Genomic DNA, 23,089 nt, shown 5'->3' on the forward strand with positions numbered 1-23,089 from the left:
ACTCACCACGAGGACTGATCCATGCTTTCTCCCGAACATCGCGCCATCGTCAAAGCCACCGTGCCGCTGCTCGAAAGCGGCGGCGAAGCGCTGACCACCCACTTCTACGATCTGATGATCGAGGCGTATCCCGAGGTGCGCCCGCTGTTCAACCAGGCCAATCAGGCCAGCGGCGCGCAGCAACGCGCGCTCGCCAACGGCGTGCTGATGTACGCGCGCCACATCGACAGGCTCGACCAGCTCGGCGGTCTCGTCGGACAAGTCACCAACAAGCACGTCGCGCTGAATATCCTGCCCGAGCACTATCCGATTGTCGGCCGGTGTCTGCTGCGCTCCATCCGCGAAGTGCTCGGCGCGGAGATCGCCACCGACGCGGTGATCGAAGCCTGGGCCGCTGCTTACCAGCAACTCGCCGATCTGCTGATCGGCGTCGAGGAAACGATGTACGCCGAACGCGAGGCGGCGCCCGGCGGCTGGCGCGGCACGCGGCGGTTCCGCGTGGCTCGCAAGGTGCGCGAAAGCGACGAGATCACGTCGTTCCATCTGCGCCCCGAGGACGCCGGCGCGTTGCTCGCGTTCGAGCCGGGGCAGTACATCGGCGTGCGGCTCGTGATAGACGGCGTTGAAGTGCGCCGCAACTATTCGCTGTCGGCCATGGCCGATGGCCGCGAGTACCGCATCAGCGTGAAGCGCGAGCCCAATGGCCAGGTGTCGAATTACCTGCACGAGCAGGTCGCGGAAAACGACACGCTGGACCTGTTCGCGCCGGCCGGCGATTTCACCCTTCAGCCCGGCGACAAACCGCTCGTGCTGATCAGCGGCGGCGTCGGCATCACCCCGACACTGGCGATGCTGCAGGCCGCGCTCGGCAGCGGACGTCCGGTGCATTTCATCCATTCCGCGCGGCACGGCGGCGTTCATGCGTTCCGCGACACGATCGAGCAACTGGCCGCGCGCCATCCCCAACTGAAGCGCTTCTATTGCTACGAGCAGCGCCGCGAACAGGACGCCGACGTGCATGGGATCGGCTATCTCGACGCGGCGCGGCTCGATCGCTGGCTGCCGCGGACGCGCGACATCGACGTCTATTTTCTCGGCCCGATCGCGTTCATGAAAGCCATGAAGAAGCATCTCAAAGCGCTCGGCGTACCCGAGTCGCAAAGCCGCTACGAGTTCTTCGGCCCGGCTGCGGCGCTGGAATAGGCGAATAGTCGCGTCGTCGAATAGCAACAATCTGTTCCACAAACCTGGGGTTGCACCTGAGGCCAAAGTCGACTACATTCTTAACTACGATATCGTGAGTCGGAGTTAAGGAAATGTCACACATCAGCACAGGTGTCGAGTATGGGTTGCATTGCCTGCTCTATCTCAGCGATCCCGCTGCCGGCGTGAGCGACGCGAGCGCGAAAGATCTCGCGGAGCTTCAGGGCGTGCCGGTGGAGTACGTCGCCAAGCTGTTCACCAAGCTCTCGCGGGCCGGCATCGTTGCCGCGACCGAAGGCGTGCGAGGCGGCTTCCGGCTGGCACGGCCGGCGGCCGAGATCAGCGTGCTCGACGTCGTGAATGCGATCGACGGCAACAAGGCGCTGTTCGATTGCCGCGAAATCCGCGCGAATTGCGCGGTGTTCGGCGATAAACCGCCGGCATGGGCCACGCGTGGCGTGTGCTCGATCCATGCCGTGATGCTGGATGCCGAAAAGCGCATGACTGAATCGCTCGCCGCGCATTCGCTAGCCGATCTGGCGACACGCACGGTCCAAAAAGCGCCCGCCACCTACGGGCATCAGGTCGTCAAGTGGCTCGGGCACCGCTCGTCCACGCGCCGCAGCGAGAGCGGCCATCCTCATCGAAATTCCCATCAAGGAGAGAAGTCGTGAAAGTCCTGCACGTCGACGCGAGCGCCAAGCGCGAACGTTCCAATTCGCGCGCGTTGAGCCGCTATTTCATCGAACGCCTGCGCAGTGAAGGCGTGGCGCTCGAGATCGATTATCTGGACGTCACGGTCGATACCCCCGCGCATGTCACCGAAGCGTTTGCGATTGCCACCTACACGCCGGAGCAGGAGCGCACACCGACCATGAAGGCGACCCTGGCGGCCTCGGACGCGCTCTGCCGTCGCCTGCTCGATGCCGATGCGCTGATTTTCGCCATGCCGATGTACAACTGGTCGATGCCTTCCGCGTTCAAGGCCTATATCGACAACATCACGCGCACCGGGCTCACGTACGTCTTTGCCGAAGGCGGCCGTATCGAAGGGCAGCTTCAGCGGCAGAAAACCCTCTTCATCACGAGCCGCGGTGCGGATCTGCGCACCGCCCCGTTCTCGTCGATGGACGCACTCACACCGGCATTGAAAGCCGCGTTCGGATTTATCGGCGTGGCGAACCCCACGTTCGTCGATGCGCAGCCGCTGCAGTTCTCGGATCAGCAAGCTCGCGCCGAAGCGCTCGAACGCGCGCATCGTGAGCTGGACGCCGTCGCCGCGCAATGGGCGGATGCGCAGTCGCAAGTCGAAGCCGACGAAGCGTCGCTGACTGCGTAATCGCAGTCGAAATATTTCCCGTACTGACGTAGTGGACGATTCGTCATCCGAAGCATCGGGAAGCGTGTCGCCGTTAAATCGGTCATTGAAATTATCCAGCCAGGAAATCCGTCATGAATCTTCGTTCACTCATCACGGCGACGACGTTCGCCGTTCTTTCGGTCGCTGCCGCTTCGCAGGCCGTTGACGCCGCAGAAGCCTCGGCCCCCGCTGCATCTTCCGCCACCGCGCCGCGCGAAACCATCGCGCCCGCCTTCGTCGAACCGATCGCCAACGTGCCGGGCAAGACGATGACCGCATTGATCGTCGACTACGCGCCCGGCGGCAAGACGCCCGCGCATCGGCATGGTCAGGCGTTCGTGGTCGGCTATGTGCTGTCCGGCGCGATTCGCAGTCAGGTCGACGGGGGCGAGACGCACGTCTATCACGCCGGCGAGCACTGGACCGAAAAGCCGGGCGCGCATCACACCGTCAGCGAAAACGCGAGCGACACCGAACCCGCCAGGCTGCTCGCTATTTTCGTCGCGGACAGCAAGGACAAGGATCTGGTGACGGTGGACAAGAAGTAATCAGCCAGACGCCGTACGGCATCTGGCTGCCGGGAGGATTGTCAGCGCGTGCGTGCGCACTGGCAATCTCCGGGCGCTGCTGAACAGCCGGCGCGATTAACCGCGCGCCCGGTCGATTGCGGCGAGCGCGACTTCCCGCGCCAGATCCGCATACAGTTCGGCCCACTTGCCGAGCAGACTCGGATCGTTGATCAGGAACAGCGGATGCTCGACCCACGCGCTGACCTGCGGCCCTTTCCATGCAAGCTCGAAGATCCGTACGTCTTCATCGTCGCTCACGCCGATGTCGACCAGCTCGCGAAACGAAGCCAGATTGCTGAGCGTCACTTCCTGAACCGGGAGTCGATGAATCGCGGCCAGCGCGGCGGCGGCGCGCGCTCGCGCGTCGTCGCGGCTGTCGGCGCTCAGAAACACGACGCTTTCGTCGTGATCGTGGCTGAACACCGCGCGATACAGGGAGGTCTTGCAGAGGTGACTGAGTTCGGTACCCATGGTTGCTCGCGCTCCTGTAAGGTTTTTGTTATCCAGAGCCACCACCTGAGCGACGCTTTTTTGCGCCGCGTGCTTTTGCTGCCGACGGCGATATCGGTCGCTGCCCCAGTACACATACACGCCGCATACGGCGAGGCAAGCCAGTGCTAGAACCCCGACTCCCCCAAGTACCGCCAGATCGGTGTACGCCATGTCAGGCTCCCTTGAGTCTCGCGGCCCCTGTGCCGGCGTTGCCCTGAATCTTGCGGGCAAACCCGGATAGGAACCGGGAACGCGCGGCGTCGAACAGGTCTGCTCTCATCGTTGGCATGGCCATGATTTTTATGAGCGAGGGGACGTTAAGGCGAGTATCGGACCGGCTTCGCCGATGATCAATTGAGCACACGTCTCTATTGACCAATCGGTGCGGCTATAGGAGTCTATTGGGCTGGGCGGTTAGCCTCGCCCCGCAGCCGACAGGGATTATCCCGCTGAAAGCGCGGGCCATCAGGTTGCGACGCGGCCAGTGCAGTCCGGCGCCACTGTCTCGCATCCAACTTAAGAACCCGGCAAATAGCCGGCGGCGCTCACACGCGCCGTCGGCCCAACCAACGCCTACGACACCGTCCCCACCTTCCTCGGCTGAGTCAACATCGCAGGCTGCAAGATCTCATCGAGCTGCGTCTGACTCAAGAGCCCTTTCTCCACCACGATCTCAGCCACGCTTCGACCGGAAGCGAGCGCTTCCTGCGCGACTTCCGTCGCATGCGTGTAGCCGATATACAAGTTGAGCGCGGTCACGATTCCAATCGAGTTTTCCACGATTGCTCGCAAGCGGTCGCGATTGGCGGTGATCCCGTCCACGCATCGGGACGCCAGCGTCAAGCACCCTGCCCGCAGATGGGCCACGCTTTTGAAGAGACTGTGCGCGATGATCGGCTCGAACGCGTTGAGCTGAAGCTGTCCCGCCTCCGCCGCGAAACTCGCGGTCACGTCGTTGCCGATCACCTCGAACGCGATCTGATTGACGACTTCCGGAATCACCGGATTGACCTTGCCCGGCATGATGCTGGAGCCCGCCTGCACCGGCGGTAGATTGATTTCCCCCAACCCCGCGCGAGGACCGCTCGACAGAAGTCGCAAATCGTTGCAGGTCTTCGACAGCTTGACGGCCACCCGCTTCAGCACGCCGGACAATTGCACGAACGAACCGACGTCCTGAGTCGCCTCCACCAGATTCGGCGACGTGGTGAGCGCAATGCCCGTCACGCTGCTCAAATGAGTACAGACCAGCCCGGCGTACTGTGGATGCGTATTGATGCCCGTACCAATCGCCGTCGCGCCCAGGTTGATCTCGCAGATCAATTTCGACGCTTCTCTCAGGCGTTCTTCGTCTTCGCCGAGCATGACGGCGAAGGTGCTGAACTCCTGCCCCAACGTCATCGGCACGGCATCCTGCAGTTGCGTTCGGCCCATCTTCAGGTCGCTTCTGAATTCTTCCGCCTTGCGTTCGAACGACGCACGCAGCACGCCCATCGCATCGATCAATTGCATGATGCCCGCGTAGGTCGCGATCTTCAGCGCCGTGGGGTACACGTCGTTGGTGCTTTGACCGAGGTTGACGTCCTCGTTGGGGTGCAGAACGCTGTACTCGCCTCGCTGATGCCCGAGGTGTTCGAGCGCGAGATTGGCGATGACCTCATTGGCGTTCATGTTGGTGGAGGTTCCCGCGCCGCCCTGAATGACATCCACCACGAAGTGTTCATGCGCGACGCCGGAGCGAACCTGCCGGCACGCTTGAACGATGGCCGACATCTTGAGCTCGCTGAGTAGCCCGAGATCGTAATTCGCCAGTGCGGCTGCTTCCTTGACACTCGCCAGCGCATTGATGAGATTCGGATACACCGAAATAGGAATCCCCGTGATCGGGAAGTTCTCCAATGCGCGCAATGTGTGCACGCCGTAATAGGCCGATGCGGGCACGGCGAGGTCGCCGAGAAGATCGTGTTCGATACGTTCGTTGGCTGAGAGCATGAATTCCTCGAAAGTAAAAATGACGGCAGAGACGTGATGCGGTCGTTCAGACGTGGTGTATTTCCGCGGCAGCGGTGCTCGCCGCTGCGATGCCAGAAGCAGAAGCAGCAGCCGTGGCATAGGCAACGCATTGCCGCGCAAGCACATCGGTGGGATCCACGAGGCGCACCGTCGCGCCGTTCGTCCCCACGTAATCGGTCTGCGGAAGCAGCAGCGGCAATTCGGTGCAACCGAGAATGACCACTTCCACGCCTTGTTCGATAAGTCCATCGATCGCGGCGGCGATATCGAGCTGACACTGTCCGCTCGTGAAACCCGCCTTCACACCCTCTTCACCGTAAATCGCGTCCATGACGCGAGCCTGCAAGGCCGGCCCCGGCACAACCTGCTGCAACCCTTGCGACATCAGCGCCTTTTCGTAGACGCCGCTTTCCACCGTCCCCGAGGTCGCCAGCACGCCGACCGAACGCAGCGCTGGAAAATGCTCGCGCAGATAGCGCACCGTCACCGTCAGCATGTTGACGATCGGAATGCTCAGATAGGGTTGAATACGTTCGACGAACGCATGCGCGGTGTTACACGGAATCGCGATGAGATCCGCGTCGCCCGCTTCGAGCTTCTTGCAGGTCGCGTAAAGGGAGATGGTCGGATCGGAGCCATCGCCAATCAGACTTTCCGTGCGATCCGGAATCTGCGGGTTCTGTTCGACCAGTAGCTTGATGTGATCCTGGTCCCGTTTGGCGGGTGTATTGCGCACGATCTTGTGAATGAAGTCCACGGTCGCCGCCGGGCCCACACCGCCCACCACGCCCACCTTGAATAGCGTTTCCGGCGACGCGTACTGCCCCGACACAACATACTGTGCGTAGGCCAGATTCGAATCGAGCAGCGGCACCGGCAAGGACCCGATCTCCGCTGCAACCAGCGCGATTTCCGTTAGCCCCGGCACGATGATCGTCGCGCCCTGCGCGATCAGGTCTTCGCACGCTTCGCGTAACAGCGTCACCGGCCGGCCGTTCAGGTTGCCGCTCTTCACGCCCTGCGCGCCATACACCGCCTCGGTAACGAGATCCAGGCCGTTGCGCTGACGCGGATACACCACCTCGAATTCGGGCGACGCAAAATACTGCTCGAACAGGCCTTTGCGGCGCGTGTAGTCCGAAGCGAGGACGCCGATCCGACGCACCGACGGAAAGCGCCGCCGAACGTGACTGCGCACGGCCTCGACCATGTCGACGATCTGCAGCGGCGAATTGGCCCGCAGTTCGTCGATAAAGGTATGGCTGAGAAAACAAGGCAACACCACCGTCGTCACACCCTGCTTTTCGAAGCGGCTGATCAGATCGAAGATATACAGCTTGCGCTCCGTGGTCGCCTGCGTTCCCGCACCGGAGGTTCGGAACGGGTGCTGCTCGAAGATCACGTCGAAGTGCTCGGCGTCGCTGGTTGCGGGCGTCGATTTGACGAGCTTGAAAAATACGTCCGCGCTCGCGAGCGGTCCCAGTCCACCTACCACGCCGAACTTACGCACACTCTTTGCCGGCCCTTCGTTCATTTCGTCTCGCCTTGCCATTGCGCGTAAGCCGGTTCATCCAGGTCCGCGACCGCGACAGCCGCAGTCCCCTGTTTGAGCGCGCGTTTGCTTTCCCACTTCGCGATCACCGCCGTTGCAATGCTGTTGCCGATCACGTTGGTGGCGGTTCGGCCCATATCGAGGATCTGATCGATCGCGAGAATCAGCACGACGCCGGACGGCGGTAGATGGAACATCGGCGCGACCGCCGCGACGACCACCACCGAACCACGCGCCACGCCCGCCATGCCCTTGCTGCTCACCATCAGCACCAGCAGCATCATGATCTGGGTGCCCAGCGGCATCTCCATGCCGAAAGCCTGCGCAATGAAAATCGCCGCGAACGCCTGGTACATCATCGAACCGTCGAGGTTGAACGCGTAACCCAGCGGCAGCGTGAAGCCGACCACCTTCTTGTCGACGCCGAATTCCTCGAGCTTTTCCGTCAGGCGCGGGTACGCCGCTTCGCTACTCGCCGTCGAAAACGCGAGCATGGCGGGTTCGCGAATCGCCTTCAGCAGCGCCCAGATCGGCTTGCCGAGAAAGACATAGCCGAGCCCCACGAGCAGCGTCCACAGCAGGACGAGGCCCACGTAGAAGCTGCCGATCAGCTTGCCGTAGGTGGTCAGCACATCCAGCCCGTGCACGGTGATCGCCGAGGCCAGCGCGCCGAACACGCCGATCGGCGCAAGGCGCATCACGTAGTCGGTGAGTTTCAGCATGGCGGGCACGAGTGCGTCGACGCCGGCCACCAGCGGCGCGACCCGCGGGTCGCTCTTGATCACGCTCAGCACCACGCCGAACAGCACGGAGAACACGAGAATCTGCAGAATGTCGTTGCGGGCCATCGCGTCGACGATGCTGGTCGGAAACGCGTGCGTGACGAAATCCTTGAAGTTCAGGCCGGCGGTGTTCAGCCCGGTGCTGACGTCGGCGCTGGTCTGCACCAGATTGAGCCCCGCGCCCGGTTGAAACACGTTCGCCAGCACCAGGCCGAGCGCGAGCGACAGCAGCGACGCGCACAGGAACCATCCCACCGAGCGAAAGCCGATGCGGCGCACGTCGCTAGTGCCCGCCATGCCCGCGAGCCCGGAGACGAGCGTGGCGAACACCAGCGGCGCGATGATCATCTTCACGAGGCGAAGAAAGATGTCGGTGATGATCGAGAAGTAGCCGGCAACGGCCTTCGCTTCATCGGCATTCGCCACCGAGCGGTGACAGAGATACCCGACGACGACGCCGAGCACCATGCCGACAAAGATGTAGAGAGTGAGGCGATTCTTCATGTGAATCCGTCCAGGGGTAGCGCCGGTGAGCGAGTCGCACACCGCGCGCATGAAGGGCAGAAGCCGGGCTGTACGAGCCCGTCTCTGTGTCTGGACGGATATTAAGGAAGCTCAAAATAACGGCGATGCTAGTACTGCATGCGCCTATGCCGTTTTCGCATAACCCGTGAAAACCCTAGCACGAAGGCTGGCTATCCGCGCGAATATGCCCCCACAGCGCCTCCAGAAATTCGCTTCGATTCGACGCGTCGCGGTACACGCGCAGTTCGACTTCGAGATGCCATTCGGCGCGTCCGGCGGGAACCAGTTCGCCGGATTCGAGTTCGGCCGCGATCGAGCTTTTGGGCAGCCAGGCCACGCCCTCGCCTTCCATGACGAGTTTCTTTAACACTTCGGCCATGTCCGATTCGTAATGCAGTTGCAGCACCGGCGCCGCGCTGGCGCGGCCGAGCAGCAGTGCGAGACAACGGCCGAAGTAGCTGGTTTCCGTGTACGAGATGAGCGGCAGCGGCCGGTTCGCGGTGCCGGGCAGGCGGAACGCGGGCGCAAGGCGCTCATTGGGCCGGCACACCGGCATGAAGGTATCGACGCCGACGGTCAGATGCTGATAACGCACCGGGTCGAGATGCAGCGGCAACTCCGGGTGGTGATACGCGAACATCAGCTCGCAGTTGCCGTTCACGAGCATCAGGATGGAATCGTGCACGTTGGTCGGAATCACCCGCGCGCGCACCTCGCCCACATGCGCGGTCAGTGCTTTCAGCCAGGCGGGCAGAAAGCTCAGCGCAATGGTGTGGCCCGCTGCGATCTGCAAACCTTTGCCGGCCATTCGCTGCTCCGTGCGGATAATCGCGCGGGTGTCGAACAGCTTCTCGAGGATGTATTCGGCGGCTTCGCGAAACAGCCGGCCGGCCGGCGTAAGCGACGGCGGAAAGCTGCTGCGGTCGATCAGATCGGCCCCGACCCATTGTTCAAGCGACTGGATACGGCGGCTGAAGCCGGACTGCGTCACGCTGCGAAATTCCGCTGCCCGGGAGAAGCTTTGATATCGGGCCAGCGCGATGAAGTCTTCGATCCACTTGATTTCCATGTCCGTTCCGCGTGGGTTGCAATGACACGCCGGTTGCGCTTTAAAGGAGCCGGATTCTACGCGCGCGGACCTGTCGCCACGCGCGTCGCGATTCACCAGTCAGCGTAACCTGGCGGAATTTTTTATCGTCGCTTGTCGTACTTCTTCCAATAGCCGAAGGCCTCCTCGTGGCAGTCGATATCGAGTTCGGAGACGCGCGCCTGCATGCGTTCCTGCGCGTCCTGAACCGCGAGGTTGTAGACCACCGGCGCGATCTCCTCCAGAAAGAATCCCAGCAGCGCGCCGGCCTGGATGTTGCCGATCTCGTTCTCCATGTCCTGCCTGAAATAACGCTGGATCGACGCGATTGCTTCCTTGCGGACGTCCTTGTCCAATTCGATTGCCATAGGGTTCCTCGTCAGGCGATGGTGGTTGTCGCGCTCAGTGCCGGTTTCGGTACAAACATCAGGCCGTCGGCACGACCGCCCCCACCTGCTGATACACGGCCGTTTCGAAACCGATCAGCGTCTCGATCACCGGCATGTCGAAGAACGGCAGCAACTGCGTCATCAGCACCGCGCCGATGCCCCGGGCGCGGTCGATCCAGTAGAACGAATTGAAGACGCCCGCCCAGTCGCCGGTGCCGCTGCTGCGCATGCCCGGCAGATCGGTGAGCGTCAGGTGGAAGCCCAGCCCCCAACTCTGCGGCCACGGCGCGCCGGGCGTGTCGTTCGACAGCTCGGGCATGGCCGACTTCATCAACTCGGGCAACGTGATTTGCCCAAGATGGTTTTGCAACGCCATCCGCACCGTCTCCGGCCGAAGGATACCGGCGCCGTCGTTGAGCCATGCCTGCACGAAGCGGCTGTAGTCCTGCACGGTGCCGTATGAGCCGTGACCGGCGGCGTCCCATTCGGCGGTCGGCGGAAGATCGATCTTCGAAGGCGCGAGCGAGCCGTTCGCCTGGCGCTGCATTACGCGCAGCAATCTGCCGCGCTGATCCGCGCTCGGTTCGAAGGTCGAATCGTTCATGCCTAGCGGCTCGTACACGTGCTGCCGGATATAGCTGCCCAGCGGCTGCCCCGCCAGCTTTTCGACGACGAGCCCAAGCCAGTCGGTGTTGGTGCCGTATTCCCAGACCGTGCCGGGATCGTTGACGAGCGGCGTGGAGAAACTCTGCTTCAGTCCCGAGAGCGGCTGAGGCACGCCGGTCAACTCGTGATAGCGCATCAGCTTTTCGTTGAGGAAGAAGTAACCGAGACCGGCGGTGTGCGTCATGAGCTGGCGCACCGTGGCTTTGCTCGCGGGCGCGCGCAAACGCGGCGTATCACCGTCGAAACCCGCCAACACCTGCAAGTCGCCGAACGCCGGCAGAATCGATTCGACCGTGGCGTCGAGATCCAGCAACCCTTTCTCCACGAACTGCAGCGCTGCCGTGGTGGCCACGGCCTTCGTCATCGACGCGTTGCGGAACATCGTATGCTCGCCTGCTTCGCCGGCCGCGTGATGAAACAGCGGACCGTTACGGTCGACGACGACAGCCGCGATGCCGTGAATGCCGCCCGTCGACACCGCCTTGTCAAGCAACGTCCTGATGGCCGAACCGTCGAATCTCATGGTTGTCTCCTGTGCTCGTGGTGGGAAGCCCGTGATCGGCATAGCTGCCGGCACGGGCGTCCATTTTGCGCCAGGAAGACGAAGGTTGCTGCGCGGCATTCCCGGCATGACTTCATCCTCGCGGCTCCCTGGCTACAGAAAACACTGAATCAGCCGTTACTGCACAGATACCCTGTCGAATAAGACCCGTCTTTTACCGCGCCCCATGGAGAAAGCAACCACACATAAAGTTCTGCCATTACTGGCACTGCTCGCGTTGCTCGCCCATTTGAGTCTCGGCGGTACGGCGGCGAGCGCATCGGATGCGCCCAGCGCGCCGCTCAACGAGCGCGTCCTGACGGTGCCCGTCGACCCGTCGCCACTGGTACGGCTGAAGGTCACCGTCTATATGCCGTCGCGCGGCGGCCCCTTCCCGCTCGCGCTGATCAATCACGGTGCGTCGCACGATCCGGCGAACGCGCCGCGCATTGCCGATAACTTTATCCCCTACTACTTTCTGTCGCGCGGCTACGCGGTCGCCATGCCGATGATGCGCGGCTACGCCGGCTCCGAAGGCTACATGCGCCCACACGGCTGCGACCTCGTGGCAACCGGCATGGACGCGGCGCGAGACCTTCGCAAGGTACTCGACTACGTGAAGCAGCAACCGGGCGTGGATGCCTCGCGGATCGTCATGGTCGGCAAAAGCATGGGCGGATGGAACACGCTGGTATTCGGCGCACAAAGTCCGCCCGATATAAAAGGTCTCGTCAGCTTCGCGGGCGGCCTCAAGGAATCCGATTGCCACGAACCGGACGCCAGCCTGATCAACGGCGCCGCGCAACTCGGCGCTCACACGAAACTGCGCTCGATCTGGTTTTACGGCGACAACGATCAAACCTTCGCCACCTCGACCTGGCGCGACATGTTTCAACGCTATGCGGCAGCGGGAGCGCCCGCCGAACTCGTCGACTACGGCACCTTCCAGCAGGACGCGCATGCCATGACGGCGTCGGCGGCGGGCTTGCCTCTGTGGGTGAAGAAAGCCGATGCGTTCCTCACCGGCATCGGCCTGCCCGGCCGCGAGGTCAACCCGGAGTATCTGCCGAACCAGACGTACGCGACGAGCGCGTATGCCGATCTCGACGACGTCAGCGCGCTGCCGTATCTCGACGTGAAACAGCGGGAGACGTTGTATCGCGGTTTTCTGGCGGCACCGCTGCCGCGCGCGATCGCTATCGGCGCGACCGACGCGGTCTGGTCGTCGGGCGGTTTCGATGCGGCCGCAACGGCCATGCAGCGCTGTGCGGAACGCACGCACTATTGCCAGTTGTACGCGGTCGACAACAAGGTCGTGTGGCCGCGGCTCGCATCGGCGCCGCCGAACACGCGCTTTGCGGCGCTGACCGATGCCGCTGCGATTCCGTACCTGAACGCGCAGGGACGTAAGGCTTATGGCGCGTTCCTGACGAGTCGCCGGCCGCGCGCGTTCGCGATTGCACCCGATGGCGCGTGGGGCATGGCGTCGGGTTTGGATCCGATGAACGACGCGCTGGTTGCGTGCGCCAACGGGCATAGCGGTTGCCGGCTGTACGCAGTGGATGGGGATGTCGTGTGGGAGGGCCGGACGGCCGGCAGCGCGTCCGGGAAATAGAATCCAATGCCTCGAACCCAATGAATCGAAGGCTCTTCGAACGCGCTTCGATCGACAAAGCTAACCGGGTGGCATGGTTTCCGATGCCACCCGTCGGTTGCCGCACCTGAACGCCGCGCGACGGCCGCTGCACAAGCGGCCGACCTCGCCAGCCATCACATCGACTGTGTCTGCGAAAAGTCCGGCATGTTGAACGAGTTCATCGACAGATCGAGGTTCATCCCAGGCAGCTTCGACGTGCCGTCGGACACCATCTGATCGAGGCCGCCCTGCGCTGCCCACTGGAAGTTGCCTACGCCGGACTTGCCGTCCGCGCCGGACACGTCGTGCGTTTCGATCTGCTGGTAGACGTCCGGATTCTGCAGCATGTACGACGCCGCCGCGGATACGTCCGGCGGCGTGCCGGCGGGCGGATTATTGGCCAACTGGTAGAGCTTGTTGGGATCGAGCGACTTGATCCCGTTCTGGCTCATGTAGCTCGACAGGGTGCCCGCCGCGTCTTGCGCGCCCATCATCGCGCCTTGCGTCTCGGTCGAATTCATCGGCTCGGTCGTGCTCGCCGACGGCTCGCTGTCGAGACCGCCCTGGGCGGCCCATTCGAAATTGCCCACGCCGGAAATGCCGTCCGCGCCGGACACGTCGTGCGTTTCGATCTGCTGGTAGACATCCGGATTCTGCAACATGTACGAGGCCGCCGAGGACACCTCCGGGGGCGTGCCGGACGGCGGATCATTCGCGAGCTGATACAGCTTGTTCGGATCGAGCGACGAGATGCCGTTCTGCTTCATATAACTGGCGAGCGTGCCCGCCGCGTCCTGCCCGGTCGTGTTCTGACCGAGCGAAGACGAACTCTGCTGCAGCGCCTGATTGATCATCTGGTCGACCTGCTGCTCGAGCTGCTTGATGTTCTGATCCTCCGACGAGAACGAACTGTCGGTGCCGGGCGTGGCGAGACTGGAAACGGTGTCGTTGACGATAGCGGTCATGGCGTCCTCTGCAAGGGAAGATCGGCCGCCATCGGTGAAGCGGAGGCGAAACACACACAGCGGCGGTCCGGGGTCGTCTCATGCTAGTGGGTCACATCGTGACCATAACGCACCATCCGAAAAACGCGCTGGAAATGCGAAGCAATCATCGCGTTGTGACGCGGCGCGCATTTCAGCGGCGCGCATTTCAGCGGCGCGCATTTCAACGTCAGGCAGCGCAGCGACACTGCAGTGGAGCGCAAGCCCACGCGGGCCTCACCGCACCTGAGCGGCGCCTCGCGCGGCCTGGCCTTCGCAATAGGCGAGGTACCTGTCGTAGGCTTGCTGCGGCGGGGTTTTGGCGTAGCGTCCGTACAGACGTTCGACAAAGGTCGCCAGTTCCGCTTCCGCGTAAACCTGTCGTTCGATCGGCATCGCCGCCGCCACCGCTTGCGTCTTGCGCAATTCATCCTGTTTGCTGACGCCCGCGTCGCGGTCCTGGGCGATCAGCTTCGCGTTGTTCGCTTGCATCGCGCAGACCTGCGTCATGGCGGCCGGAGCCTGCGCTTGCGCTGGCATTTGCGCATGCACGGCCAGCGGATTCAGCGATGCAGCCGACACAGCCGACGCCAGCAGCGCCGCCGCGCACGAGCGGCCTGTCGACATCGGAAAGCGCGGGCGACGCGAGTCGCTTCGGGTTGCATCGTTCATCCAGTCCTCCCGGTGTGCACCGTGTTCGTGAGTTTCGTCAGGGAAGCCGTGCCGTGCCGTGGCGCGGCACGGATACGGCAGCGGCGGCGGCGGTGAAACGGCTGACGGACAGCACGTGATCCAGCGCCCAGACGCAGTGATACCAGCCGGTTGGAATCACCAGCAGGTCGCCGGGTTCCAGCACGACATCGACACCCTGCGCCTGGGCAAAACGCGCAAAGCGCGTCAGGTCGGGCAACGCCACATCGACACGGCACGGGCGATACGTGTTGAACGAATCGAACGCATAGAGAGCGTCTTCCTGAGCCGGCGCGTAGAGACGCACGCGTTTGCGGCCGTGAATCTGGGCGAGGAACGAGTTCGCCAGGTCGCAGTGCAGACGTGTTACCAGCGCAGCGCCACTGGCGCGGCCGAACCACAACTGCCCTGCGCCGAACCGATGCCCGGCCAGGCGTGGCAACGCAAAACGCGCTTCCCATAGCGGCGGCAGCAGACACCCTTCCGTGTAAGTCGCGGCGCCGGGGTCGGCTGCGCCATGCGCGGCGATGCCGTCGATGAAACCGGCCACGGTCTGCGGCGCGCCGTTCGACGGGTCGGGACGCAGCACCGTCGAACCTTCCTGGCGGCGCCAATCGTCGAGGGTCCACGACACTTCCGGCCAGTCGATCATGCCGCGCAGAACGAGTGGCTCCGAGGCGTCGAGCGCATCGGCCAGCGCCACGTGAAGGTCGTTGTCATTGCAACGCTCGGCGCTCACCGCGCGCACCGTCGTGAGAAAGGCTGGCGCGCGCTGCCGGGCCCGTGCGAGCGCCGCGCGGCCCGCCGCCGAAGGACGCTTGAGCAATTGCAGCCAGTACGCCGCGAGCCGCGCGGAACCGTCGATCCGCACGCCACCGAGCGCCAGCGCGGTGGCGCTGCGCGGGTCGAAACCAGTCGGGTCGTCGAGCATCGCGGTCAATAGCGCGTGGTTCAGGGTGATGCGCGCTGCGGCCGGGTGTGCGCTACCGGACGGCAGTGGTGTCGATGCCGATGCCGGCATCCGAGCCGGCATTTGCGTAGAAACCGGCACCGACCCGATCGAGCGGCCGAGCAGAAAGCGCCGTGAAACCTCGGCGCAATCGCTGACGATCAGATCCAGCGCCACCTCCTGCGGCGGCGCGACATAGTGCTCGGCAAGCCGCGCCGCCAGCAACGCGCTCAATGCCGCGTGCGCGTCACGGCTCACCATGGCTTGCGCCAGTAGACCGCCTGGCCGTCGACCCGCGTCAGCGGCGCATCGATCCCATGCACGGCGCGATACTCATCGACGGCACGCGCGCAGCCGGTCGGCAAGCCGTAATCGTCGACGATCACGAAGCCGCCCGGCGACAAACGCGGATACAGGGCGTCGAGCGCCACGCGAGTCGACTCGTACCAGTCGCCGTCGAGCCGCATCAGCGCCAGCTGCTCGATCGGCGCTGCAGGCAGCGTGTCGGCGAACCAGCCTGGCAGGAAACGCACGCGGCGGTCCAGCAGTCCGGCTTTGGCGAACGACTCGCGCACGCCGGCCAGATCGCTGCGCAGCCCGTCGACCGCACCCATCAGGTGATGCCAGATCGCCTCGCGCAGATCGGCGGCGGGGTCCGGCGCCGGCAGTCCCGCGAACGAGTCGGCCACCCACACGTTGCGGCTGCGGTCGCCGAACGCGTTCAGCGCGGCGCGCAACAGAATCGTCACGCCGCCGCGCCATACGCCGGTTTCGATGAAGTCTCCCGGCACCTGCTCGTCGATCGTCACGCGCGCCAGTTCGACCACGTTGTCGAGCAGCACGGCATCGCACATGGTCAGGCGGCGCGAGGCGTGATGCATGTGATTGAGCGCCTCGGCCATGCGCGAGGAATCGACGCCGGCGACCTCGGCAGCGGTGCGCTGCAGCGGCCCGAGCCAGTCGGCGAAGACGCGATCCGCTTCGGCTAGCCGTTCGAGACAATCGGCGGCGGTGATGGGAGCGTCGGGCGTGGCGGCGGGTGCCGGCGTGCGCGCCTCGGTGTGAATCCCGGCATCCGCCGCGCCGCCGATGTAGCGGCGGATAATCGCCAGATAGGGGTACGCCCGGTCTTCATCCGCGAGGGGCACGAGCGGCATCGGCTCGGCGTCGAGCCACGAGACGCGGGGCAAGCCAGGGGAGTTCGAAAGAGTCGATTCCATCGCGGGTTCGGGTGGCCGCTCGGGCCGTTGGTCGAAAGAGGTGCGATCACGCGGGTGTCACGCTGCGTTGAGCGCGGCCGCAAGCCTCAGTCAGTATCGGCCGCCATCCGGACCCGTCCGGCCGAAGCGCGAACCATTGCATGCCCAGGCGAACCGCCGCGCTCCACCGGCCCAATGCCGCGCTCTACCGATGACATGCCCGGCCATTGCGTGCGGTTTTCGATGCAGTCTTTCGTGTCGGCACCGACGGCACGGCACGGGATCGGGTGTGATGGCCGCATCGCTAGCCCTCTCTTTCCGCCGATGACTGGTTCACCGCCCCGCCCCACGCGATTCACGCGACTCGCGCCATTGTCGCGCCCTTCGCGGAGCTGCCTCGCGGCCGGCTGCCTGCTCGCGCTCGCCGCCTGCGCGACGACATCGACAACGCCGCCACCCACCGCCAATGAATCGCTTCCCCCCGATCTGCGCGTGGGCCAGAACGAAGTGCTCCAGGAAGTCATGACCACCCACGGCGACGAAACCTACGTCTGCCGACGCCTCAAGTCCGACGCCAGCACCGCCGGCATAGCCTCGCCGTCCAGCGCGGGCCTGCCCGGCATGGCGCGCGACGGCACGCAACTGCGGTGGGATCCGCTCGGTTCCGAAGCCTTGCTGGTCGACGCAAGCGGCCAGAGCGTCGGCACGGTCGCGCCCGGCCGTTACTTCCTCGCCTACGACGGCAGCTATGTGATCGGCAAGGTGGCCGCCGAAAGCCAGGTCGGCGCGAACGCCCTGACGTGGGTGCGTTACACCGCACGCTTCGTCGCGGCGCGCCGCCCCGGCGAGGGCCGGCTTGCCGACATCAGTTCGATCCAGCGCATCGACACCTCGGGCGGCCTGCCGCCTCTGCCCACGTGCGAACTGGAAGGCGCCCATCTGCTGGTGCCTTACGGCGCGACCTATATGTTCTATCGCGCCAAAGGGCTCGCGCCGGTCGCCTTGTCGGCGAACCAGGCCTCGCACTGACACCAGGAGTCGACCATGCAATTCGGTTTGTTCTTGACGCTGCCGGCACCCGAACCCAGGCCCGCCGCCGAGCTCTACGAACGCGCGCTCGCCATGGCCGAAGCCGCCGATACGCTCGGCTTCAGCCATCTGTGGCTCGCCGAGCATCACTTCACCAATTATTCGCACTCGTCGCGCCCGCTGATGCTGCTCTCGCATATCGCCGCGCGCACCCAGCATCTGCGTCTCGGACCGGCGATCGTGCCGGTGCCGCTGCATCATCCGCTGGTGATCGCGGAAGAGCTCGCCACGCTCGACGTGCTGAGCGGCGGCCGTGTCGAAGCCGGTCTCGGTAGCGGTTATCAGCGCTACCAGTACGAGCGTTTCCAGCTCACCAAGGGCGCCGGCGCGGCGCGCGACGACGAAGCGATCGACGTCCTCCTGAAGGCATTGCGCGAGCCCTTGTTCTCGCATCGCGGCGAGCACTTCGAGATTCCCCGCACCGGCCTCGTGCCGCAGCCGCTGCAACGCGCGATCCCGCTGTGGCTGGTGGTCAATTCGAGCCGGCGGCCATCGGTCGAGCAGGCCGTGAAACGGCGCGCGAATCTCTTCACGGGCGTGCTCGAACCGATTTCGAAATTGACCGACGTGCGGCGCCGCTATCCGGATCTCGCCGATGCGCTGGCGACGGTGCGCATCGGCACGCAGCGGCCGGTGTTCGTCGCCGAGAACGAGGCCCAGGCTCGCGAGGCCGTCGAGCATGCGCGCTGGAACGGACGCGCGACGCTGCGTCTGCGCCACGATCTCGGCGACGTGGTGGACGGCATCGTACCTGCGCAGCCGCTGCCCGACGAGCCGTCGGACGACGTGCTGCGCAACGATTTCCTGGTGATCGGCACGGCGGATGAATGCATTCATCAATTGCGCCGGATTCAAACCGGGCTCGGCTGCGACTACTTCAGCGCGAGCTTCTGGTTCGGCTCGATGCCGCACGACATGGCGATGGCATCCATGCGCCGTTTCGCGCGGGATGTGATGCCGGCGTTCGCGCGGGAAAAAGCGGCTGAGGCGCATGAGGCGTCGTTGCCGCGTCCGCAGTGGGAGTCGACGTTGGCGTGGTGAATATGGCCGTGGTGCGTTGTGCGTGCTGCGTGCTGCGTGCTGCGTGCTGCGTGCTGCGTGCTGCGTGCCGCGTGCCGCGTAGCAAGCAGGGAGCGGTGAGCGGCACCAGCGCACCACGCCCGGTTTCAAGCGGGTCGAGCGCCGGCATGCCCGGCGCTCGACCCGCCACAATCCCTCAAACTGCCGGCTGGTCCTTCGGCTTGACGGCTTCGAAGTGACCGCCCTGATCCCAGATCATCACCTCGCGCACGTTTGCAGCTTGCTGATCCGCGCCGATGTGATCCAGATGCGTTCTGCCCGCCACCTGCGTGACGCCCACCACATGCAGCGGCTGCCGGGTCCGCGGGTCGTCGTTGATCATCGCCACCAGACGCTTGCCGGCGGCGCCGGTGAACGTCATCGGTTGGCCGTTGCGAATGTGCCCTTCGTCCACCAGTTTCTGCCGGTATTCGTTCACCCGTTGCGTGTGAGGCTGGCTGTAGTCGCCAGTCGCATGTTGCACCATGGAAATGAGCAGACAGTTGTTCATGTCGCCGTTGTTTTTCACGACGCTGAAGCCGCTCTTCTCCAAACTTGCTTGCGTCGGCGCGAAATCGGTGGCGGCCATGGTCGCTTGCTGTTCGTACTCCCACTGCTTATTGCCGTAGACCGCCTTCATTTCGCCGGGTAATTTGCTCCATGGCGTGATCGCGGGCGCGCTCTGCGGCAGTGCCTTGAGCGCGCTCAACGCGGCATTGATCCGGTCGTCGTGCGCCTCGCGCTCCGGCTCCGAGGACGAAACCGGCGCGGCCGCGGAGCTCGACGATGATGCGGCGCCTGAAGCGCTCGAAGCCGGCACGGTGTTCAAATTGGGCGTGGGCGTTTGCGGCGTGGTCGACGGCGGCGGCGCATTGAGCGGCTGCGACACGCTCGCGCTGACCGACGGCTTCAGCGGCTTGGGCGTCGCCGGCGTGATCGTCGACGCCGGCAGCGGGTTCGGCGGCGCCCCACTCGCCGTAACCGACGGCCGTTTCTGCGGACTAGCCATCGGCATCGGCCTCGGTCCCGGCAAGCTACTCGACGAACCCGAAGGCAACGCCGCCATCGGCTGCATTTCGATCGCACCCGTGGCGTTAGGGTCGAGACCGGAACCGCCCGCATTTTGCAGCGGCCTGAACCCAGACGCCGGCGGGCTCACCGCCGGCGCGGGAGCCGGTTTCCCGCCGTGCAGCGTGAAGGTGCGTTTCGACTGACTGTCATAGCAAAGCACCGCGGCGACCGGCGCATCCGCATTGCCATCGCCGCCAATCCGCCGATGCGGCTGCGCGCCGGTCGCATCCACGAGTTTGACCGCCGCGCCCGGCTTGCCATAGACCTGCGCCGCGACCCGCGCGATCACGTCGGCATGCTGCGCCACGTCGACCGGCAGCAGCGGCGGCGCGCCGCCGCCCGGCGCCGTAGCCGTACCCGCGCCCTGGCCCCGACGCAGCGTCTGAATCACCTGCGCGCGCGCCTTCATCACCTGTTTATTCATCTCGCTCGACGATGCATCGCTCTTGCCCGAGATGTTCTGGTGCAGCGCGTACAGCATCGAATCGAGACCCGGCGTGCCGGGGTTGTCGATCACGTCGACACCGGCTTCTTCGAAATGGTTGCGCCACTGCAACGGCTCGGCCGCATCCGAGCGCTGAACCTGAACCCGTTCGACCGCGTCCGCCGCGAGATTGCGGCCCGCCTGGTCGAGCTTGACCGTGGAGAAACGGCGCCGCACGTTTTCACCGAACAGGTGGCCTTCGAGCCACTTGCACGCGTCCTTGCGACTCATGCCCTCCAGGCCCGCGATGTCCTTTTCGGTGAAACGAAGATCGCGCAGCATGTTCCGCGCCGCCACCGCGCCCTCGCCGCCGTCGCGCCATCCCGCCACGAACTGCCGCACCGCGAACGGCGGATTGTCCTGCGCGAAGCGTGTTTTCAGGTGCTCGGCGATCGCTGCGGGCGTCTTGCCCTGATAGCCGGTCTTATCGAAACCAAAGTCACCCTGCGCATGCCCCGTCGCCAGTTGTTCGGACAGCGTGCCGATTCCCACCGCCGGATGGTAAGCCGCTTCATCCAGAAAATGCGTCTTGAGCGCGGCAAACGACTCGTCCGGATTCGAGTCGTCGTCGATCGCGCGCAGGGCGGCGGAGTCATGGGTCTGCGCCTCGGCATCGATGGTTTGCCGCGCCTGATTGCGGTGAAAATGCGAAGCGACGCCGCCGCGCTCGTCGGCCATCACGCGCAGCGCGACCAGCACATTGTTCTCCGGGTTTTTAGACGCCAGAAACTCGCGGGCGCCCGCATGATTGCCGGCTCGTTCGAGCCCGTCGAGCTTCTTGATGTCCGCATCGCCGAGTTTGAGTTCATTGCGCAGGAACATGTCCCGATGCTGCAGGCGTTGCGTCGACGCCGCGCCTGATTCGATCCGCTCGCGCACTCGCGGCAGCGCGCGCAACAGCGCTTCCTCACGCATCTTCGCGTCGATCGGCCGGGCGTTCTTCTGCGTGATATAGCTGACGATCCCCCGGCGCCCCGCATAGATCAGATACACCGGACTCAGTACCGCGCGTGACGCACTCACTTGCCCGGCGGTCGCCGCGGCAACCGGATTCACCGCCAGCTCGGCGACGCCGGCCGCCATGTTCACCGCGCCGTAAGCGACCTGCACCTTCGCGTGCCGCTTCTCTTCTTTCAGATTGTCGAGATTGAGTGCCTGGTAAGCCGACAGATGCTGCTTGAGCATCTCCGGCGGCGCGGCGGTCTGCGGTGTCGTGCCGGTCGGCTTCAACGGCACGACTTTCGCGTTATAGCGCGTCTTGAGTTCCTGCATCCGCTCGATCGTCGCACCGCCGATGAAATGTTTCGCCAGCGCCTGGCGAATATCGCCGCGCTGATATTTCGTCGTCGGCAAGGTGGCGTCGCTCTTCCAGAAACGCCACGAGCCGAAGTGCATCGTGTCGCGCACCCGCGAGCGGTCGGTCTCGGAGAGGCCTTTGTAGCGTTCGAGAAACGCGTCCGGATTGCCCGAGCGGGCAATCGCCGTCAGCGCGTTCTTGTCGAACTCGCTTTTCTGCACACCGTGAGTCGCGAAATGCGCGTCCAGCTTGCCGAGATCGGGACCGGCCCGCTTGCCGCGCGACTCCTCGCGGACCGTCGCCAGATGCGTGAACAACGAATCGGTTCGACCGGGCCGCACGTCGGCGGCGATGAAAGCGTCGATCACGTCCTCGCGAATCGCGCGGCGCGTGCTCGCCGTATTGAGATTGGTCTTGCGGTTGAAGTTGAGGACGTTGAGCTTGATGCGCTCGCCCGGGAAATGCAGCATCTGGTTCAGCCGCTGTTGTCCGCCGCCGCCCACCGATGCGAAATTCTGCGTGAATTTCGTGACCTCGGCATCGCTGCGTTGACGCAGGATCGAGTAGACGTTCGAATCGATCCTGCCGCGCTCGTGCAGGTCGTCGAGTTCTTGCAGACCCGGGCTCGTCGCATCCTCGCGCGCACTCGCCGGATGATCGAGCGCGGTACTGAACGCATGGGTGCGCTGCACCTTGCGGTCGACCGCCCGGCTTTGCAGCGCGCCGGCCGCCGTGTACATCGCGCCGGACGCGATGGCGAGCGCGCCGTCCGCATACACCGGCCCCGGCGCCTTGCCGTACAGCGAGGTGCCCGGATGCGTGACCGATTCCATGCGGCTGGTCATGTTCAGCGCGCCCAGCCCGACATCGCGAAACGCGCCGGGCGCGGCGCGCTGGAGATTGCCTTTGTCCTGAGCCAGCGCACGCCGTGCTTCGTCGCCGTCCAGCGTGCCCTTTTCCGTCGTCTTGACCTTGTTCGCGCTGTTGGCGACCTTGAAGGCCTTGTGCGCGGTGCTGACGGAAGTGGCGACGATATCGAGCGCCTGCGGCACCGCGCCGAGCGAGCCCGCGACTTCGGCGAGGTTTTTTGTTCCTTCCGAGGCGTGGCCCGCGGCGCTTGCGAGGCCGCCGCCGGACGACGCCGCGTTGTTCACGCCCCACCCCAGATAGCCGCCGGACGCCGTGGTGCCGAGCGGCGATTCGATCGCCGCGATGCCTTCGCCGGTTTTTTTGGCGCCCTTCGACAGCTTCGCCTTCAGCTTGCCGAGCGTCGACAACTGGGCACTGCCTTGCTGCGTCGGCGTGGGTGTCGTCGATGCGGGCGCGGGGTGGGAGGGATCGGTCGACGGGTGTTCGCCGCCGGTCGGATCGGGGACATGTGCGGCACTGTGCGAACTCGGAATGGACGGTGTCGACATGGTGTTCTCCGTGGCGGTCGGGGCTCGATTCGTCA

At 64.5% G+C, this 23,089-nt stretch carries 19 protein-coding genes; 7 read left to right on the forward strand and 12 right to left on the reverse strand.

The features are described from left to right. Positions 1 to 21: 21 nt before the first annotated feature. From hmpA to BX591_RS02685, 4 genes are all read left to right on the forward strand, one after another. Positions 22 to 1,203, forward strand: coding sequence for an NO-inducible flavohemoprotein (hmpA, locus tag BX591_RS02670; protein ID WP_111929162.1), 1,182 nt, complete (start codon positions 22 to 24; stop codon positions 1,201 to 1,203). Between the two features lie 113 nt (positions 1,204 to 1,316). Further along, on the forward strand, positions 1,317 to 1,877 hold the full coding sequence (locus tag BX591_RS02675) for an RrF2 family transcriptional regulator (protein ID WP_111929163.1): 561 nt from the start codon (positions 1,317 to 1,319) through the stop codon (positions 1,875 to 1,877). After that, the gene (locus BX591_RS02680) at positions 1,874 to 2,542 is read left to right on the forward strand and encodes an FMN-dependent NADH-azoreductase (RefSeq protein WP_111929164.1); all 669 of its coding nucleotides are present in this window, start codon (positions 1,874 to 1,876) and stop codon (positions 2,540 to 2,542) included. Before BX591_RS02675 ends, BX591_RS02680 begins: the two co-directional genes overlap by 4 nt. Positions 2,543 to 2,655: 113 nt before the next feature. Beyond that, the gene (locus tag BX591_RS02685; protein ID WP_111929165.1) at positions 2,656 to 3,111 is read left to right on the forward strand and encodes a cupin domain-containing protein; all 456 of its coding nucleotides are present in this window, start codon (positions 2,656 to 2,658) and stop codon (positions 3,109 to 3,111) included. Between the two features lie 96 nt (positions 3,112 to 3,207). Here the strand turns inward: BX591_RS02685 and BX591_RS02690 are convergent, their stop codons facing one another. The 7 genes from BX591_RS02690 to BX591_RS02720 all read right to left on the reverse strand — a co-directional run bounded on the left by BX591_RS02690 (position 3,208) and on the right by BX591_RS02720 (position 11,161). After that, the gene (locus BX591_RS02690) at positions 3,208 to 3,603 is read right to left on the reverse strand and encodes a hypothetical protein (RefSeq protein WP_244146894.1); all 396 of its coding nucleotides are present in this window, start codon (positions 3,601 to 3,603) and stop codon (positions 3,208 to 3,210) included. A 594-nt stretch (positions 3,604 to 4,197) separates the two neighbouring features. After that, positions 4,198 to 5,616 carry an aspartate ammonia-lyase gene (gene aspA / locus BX591_RS02695; protein WP_111929167.1) on the reverse strand — a complete coding sequence of 473 codons (1,419 nt, stop codon included), beginning with the start codon at positions 5,614 to 5,616 and terminating at the stop codon, positions 4,198 to 4,200. Between the two features lie 46 nt (positions 5,617 to 5,662). After that, a complete protein-coding gene (gene cuyB / locus BX591_RS02700; protein WP_111929168.1) occupies positions 5,663 to 7,171 on the reverse strand; it encodes a cysteate racemase in 1,509 nt (502 codons plus the stop codon). Beyond that, positions 7,168 to 8,475: a dicarboxylate/amino acid:cation symporter gene (locus BX591_RS02705; RefSeq protein WP_111929169.1), complete on the reverse strand. Its 1,308-nt coding sequence runs from the start codon at positions 8,473 to 8,475 to the stop codon at positions 7,168 to 7,170. Before BX591_RS02705 ends, cuyB begins: the two co-directional genes overlap by 4 nt. 175 nt (positions 8,476 to 8,650) lie before the next feature. Beyond that, positions 8,651 to 9,565 carry a LysR substrate-binding domain-containing protein gene (locus tag BX591_RS02710; protein ID WP_111929170.1) on the reverse strand — a complete coding sequence of 305 codons (915 nt, stop codon included), beginning with the start codon at positions 9,563 to 9,565 and terminating at the stop codon, positions 8,651 to 8,653. Between the two features lie 122 nt (positions 9,566 to 9,687). After that, entirely contained in the window at positions 9,688 to 9,951 is a 264-nt protein-coding gene (locus tag BX591_RS02715) for a DUF2164 domain-containing protein (RefSeq protein ID WP_111929171.1), read from the reverse strand. A gap of 58 nt (positions 9,952 to 10,009) precedes the next feature. Next, positions 10,010 to 11,161 carry a serine hydrolase domain-containing protein gene (locus BX591_RS02720; RefSeq protein ID WP_111929172.1) on the reverse strand — a complete coding sequence of 384 codons (1,152 nt, stop codon included), beginning with the start codon at positions 11,159 to 11,161 and terminating at the stop codon, positions 10,010 to 10,012. A 205-nt stretch (positions 11,162 to 11,366) separates the two neighbouring features. On the opposite strand from BX591_RS02720, the gene BX591_RS02725 reads away from it, so the two are divergent. Then, positions 11,367 to 12,794 carry an alpha/beta hydrolase family protein gene (locus tag BX591_RS02725; RefSeq protein WP_111929173.1) on the forward strand — a complete coding sequence of 476 codons (1,428 nt, stop codon included), beginning with the start codon at positions 11,367 to 11,369 and terminating at the stop codon, positions 12,792 to 12,794. 155 nt (positions 12,795 to 12,949) lie between these two features. Here BX591_RS02725 and BX591_RS02730 read toward each other — a convergent pair whose 3' ends face one another. From BX591_RS02730 to BX591_RS02745, 4 genes are all read right to left on the reverse strand, one after another. Continuing rightward, entirely contained in the window at positions 12,950 to 13,780 is an 831-nt protein-coding gene (locus BX591_RS02730; RefSeq protein WP_111929174.1) for a hypothetical protein, read from the reverse strand. A gap of 255 nt (positions 13,781 to 14,035) precedes the next feature. Further along, positions 14,036 to 14,470 (reverse strand): hypothetical protein, encoded by a 435-nt coding sequence (locus tag BX591_RS02735; RefSeq protein ID WP_111929175.1) that lies wholly within the window; start codon positions 14,468 to 14,470, stop codon positions 14,036 to 14,038. Between the two features lie 37 nt (positions 14,471 to 14,507). Continuing rightward, positions 14,508 to 15,698 (reverse strand): cupin-like domain-containing protein, encoded by a 1,191-nt coding sequence (locus BX591_RS02740; protein ID WP_111929176.1) that lies wholly within the window; start codon positions 15,696 to 15,698, stop codon positions 14,508 to 14,510. Then, positions 15,692 to 16,657, reverse strand: a complete 966-nt coding sequence (locus tag BX591_RS02745; protein WP_208459604.1) for a TylF/MycF/NovP-related O-methyltransferase — start codon at positions 16,655 to 16,657, stop codon at positions 15,692 to 15,694. Before BX591_RS02745 ends, BX591_RS02740 begins: the two co-directional genes overlap by 7 nt. Before the next feature lie 471 nt (positions 16,658 to 17,128). On the opposite strand from BX591_RS02745, the gene BX591_RS02750 reads away from it, so the two are divergent. Both BX591_RS02750 and BX591_RS02755 read left to right on the forward strand, forming a co-directional pair. Then, positions 17,129 to 17,665: a DUF3455 domain-containing protein gene (locus BX591_RS02750; protein ID WP_244218693.1), complete on the forward strand. Its 537-nt coding sequence runs from the start codon at positions 17,129 to 17,131 to the stop codon at positions 17,663 to 17,665. A 15-nt stretch (positions 17,666 to 17,680) separates the two neighbouring features. Beyond that, complete coding sequence (locus tag BX591_RS02755; RefSeq protein ID WP_111929178.1) at positions 17,681 to 18,766, forward strand: LLM class flavin-dependent oxidoreductase; 1,086 nt, start codon at positions 17,681 to 17,683, stop codon at positions 18,764 to 18,766. 175 nt (positions 18,767 to 18,941) lie between these two features. On the opposite strand, the gene BX591_RS02760 is transcribed toward BX591_RS02755, so the two are convergent. Continuing rightward, the gene (locus BX591_RS02760; protein ID WP_146749717.1) at positions 18,942 to 23,054 is read right to left on the reverse strand and encodes a hypothetical protein; all 4,113 of its coding nucleotides are present in this window, start codon (positions 23,052 to 23,054) and stop codon (positions 18,942 to 18,944) included. Positions 23,055 to 23,089 lie beyond the last annotated feature (35 nt).

The sequence above is a fragment of the Paraburkholderia bryophila genome, from assembly GCF_003269035.1.
Classification (GTDB): Bacteria; Pseudomonadota; Gammaproteobacteria; order Burkholderiales; family Burkholderiaceae; genus Paraburkholderia; species Paraburkholderia bryophila.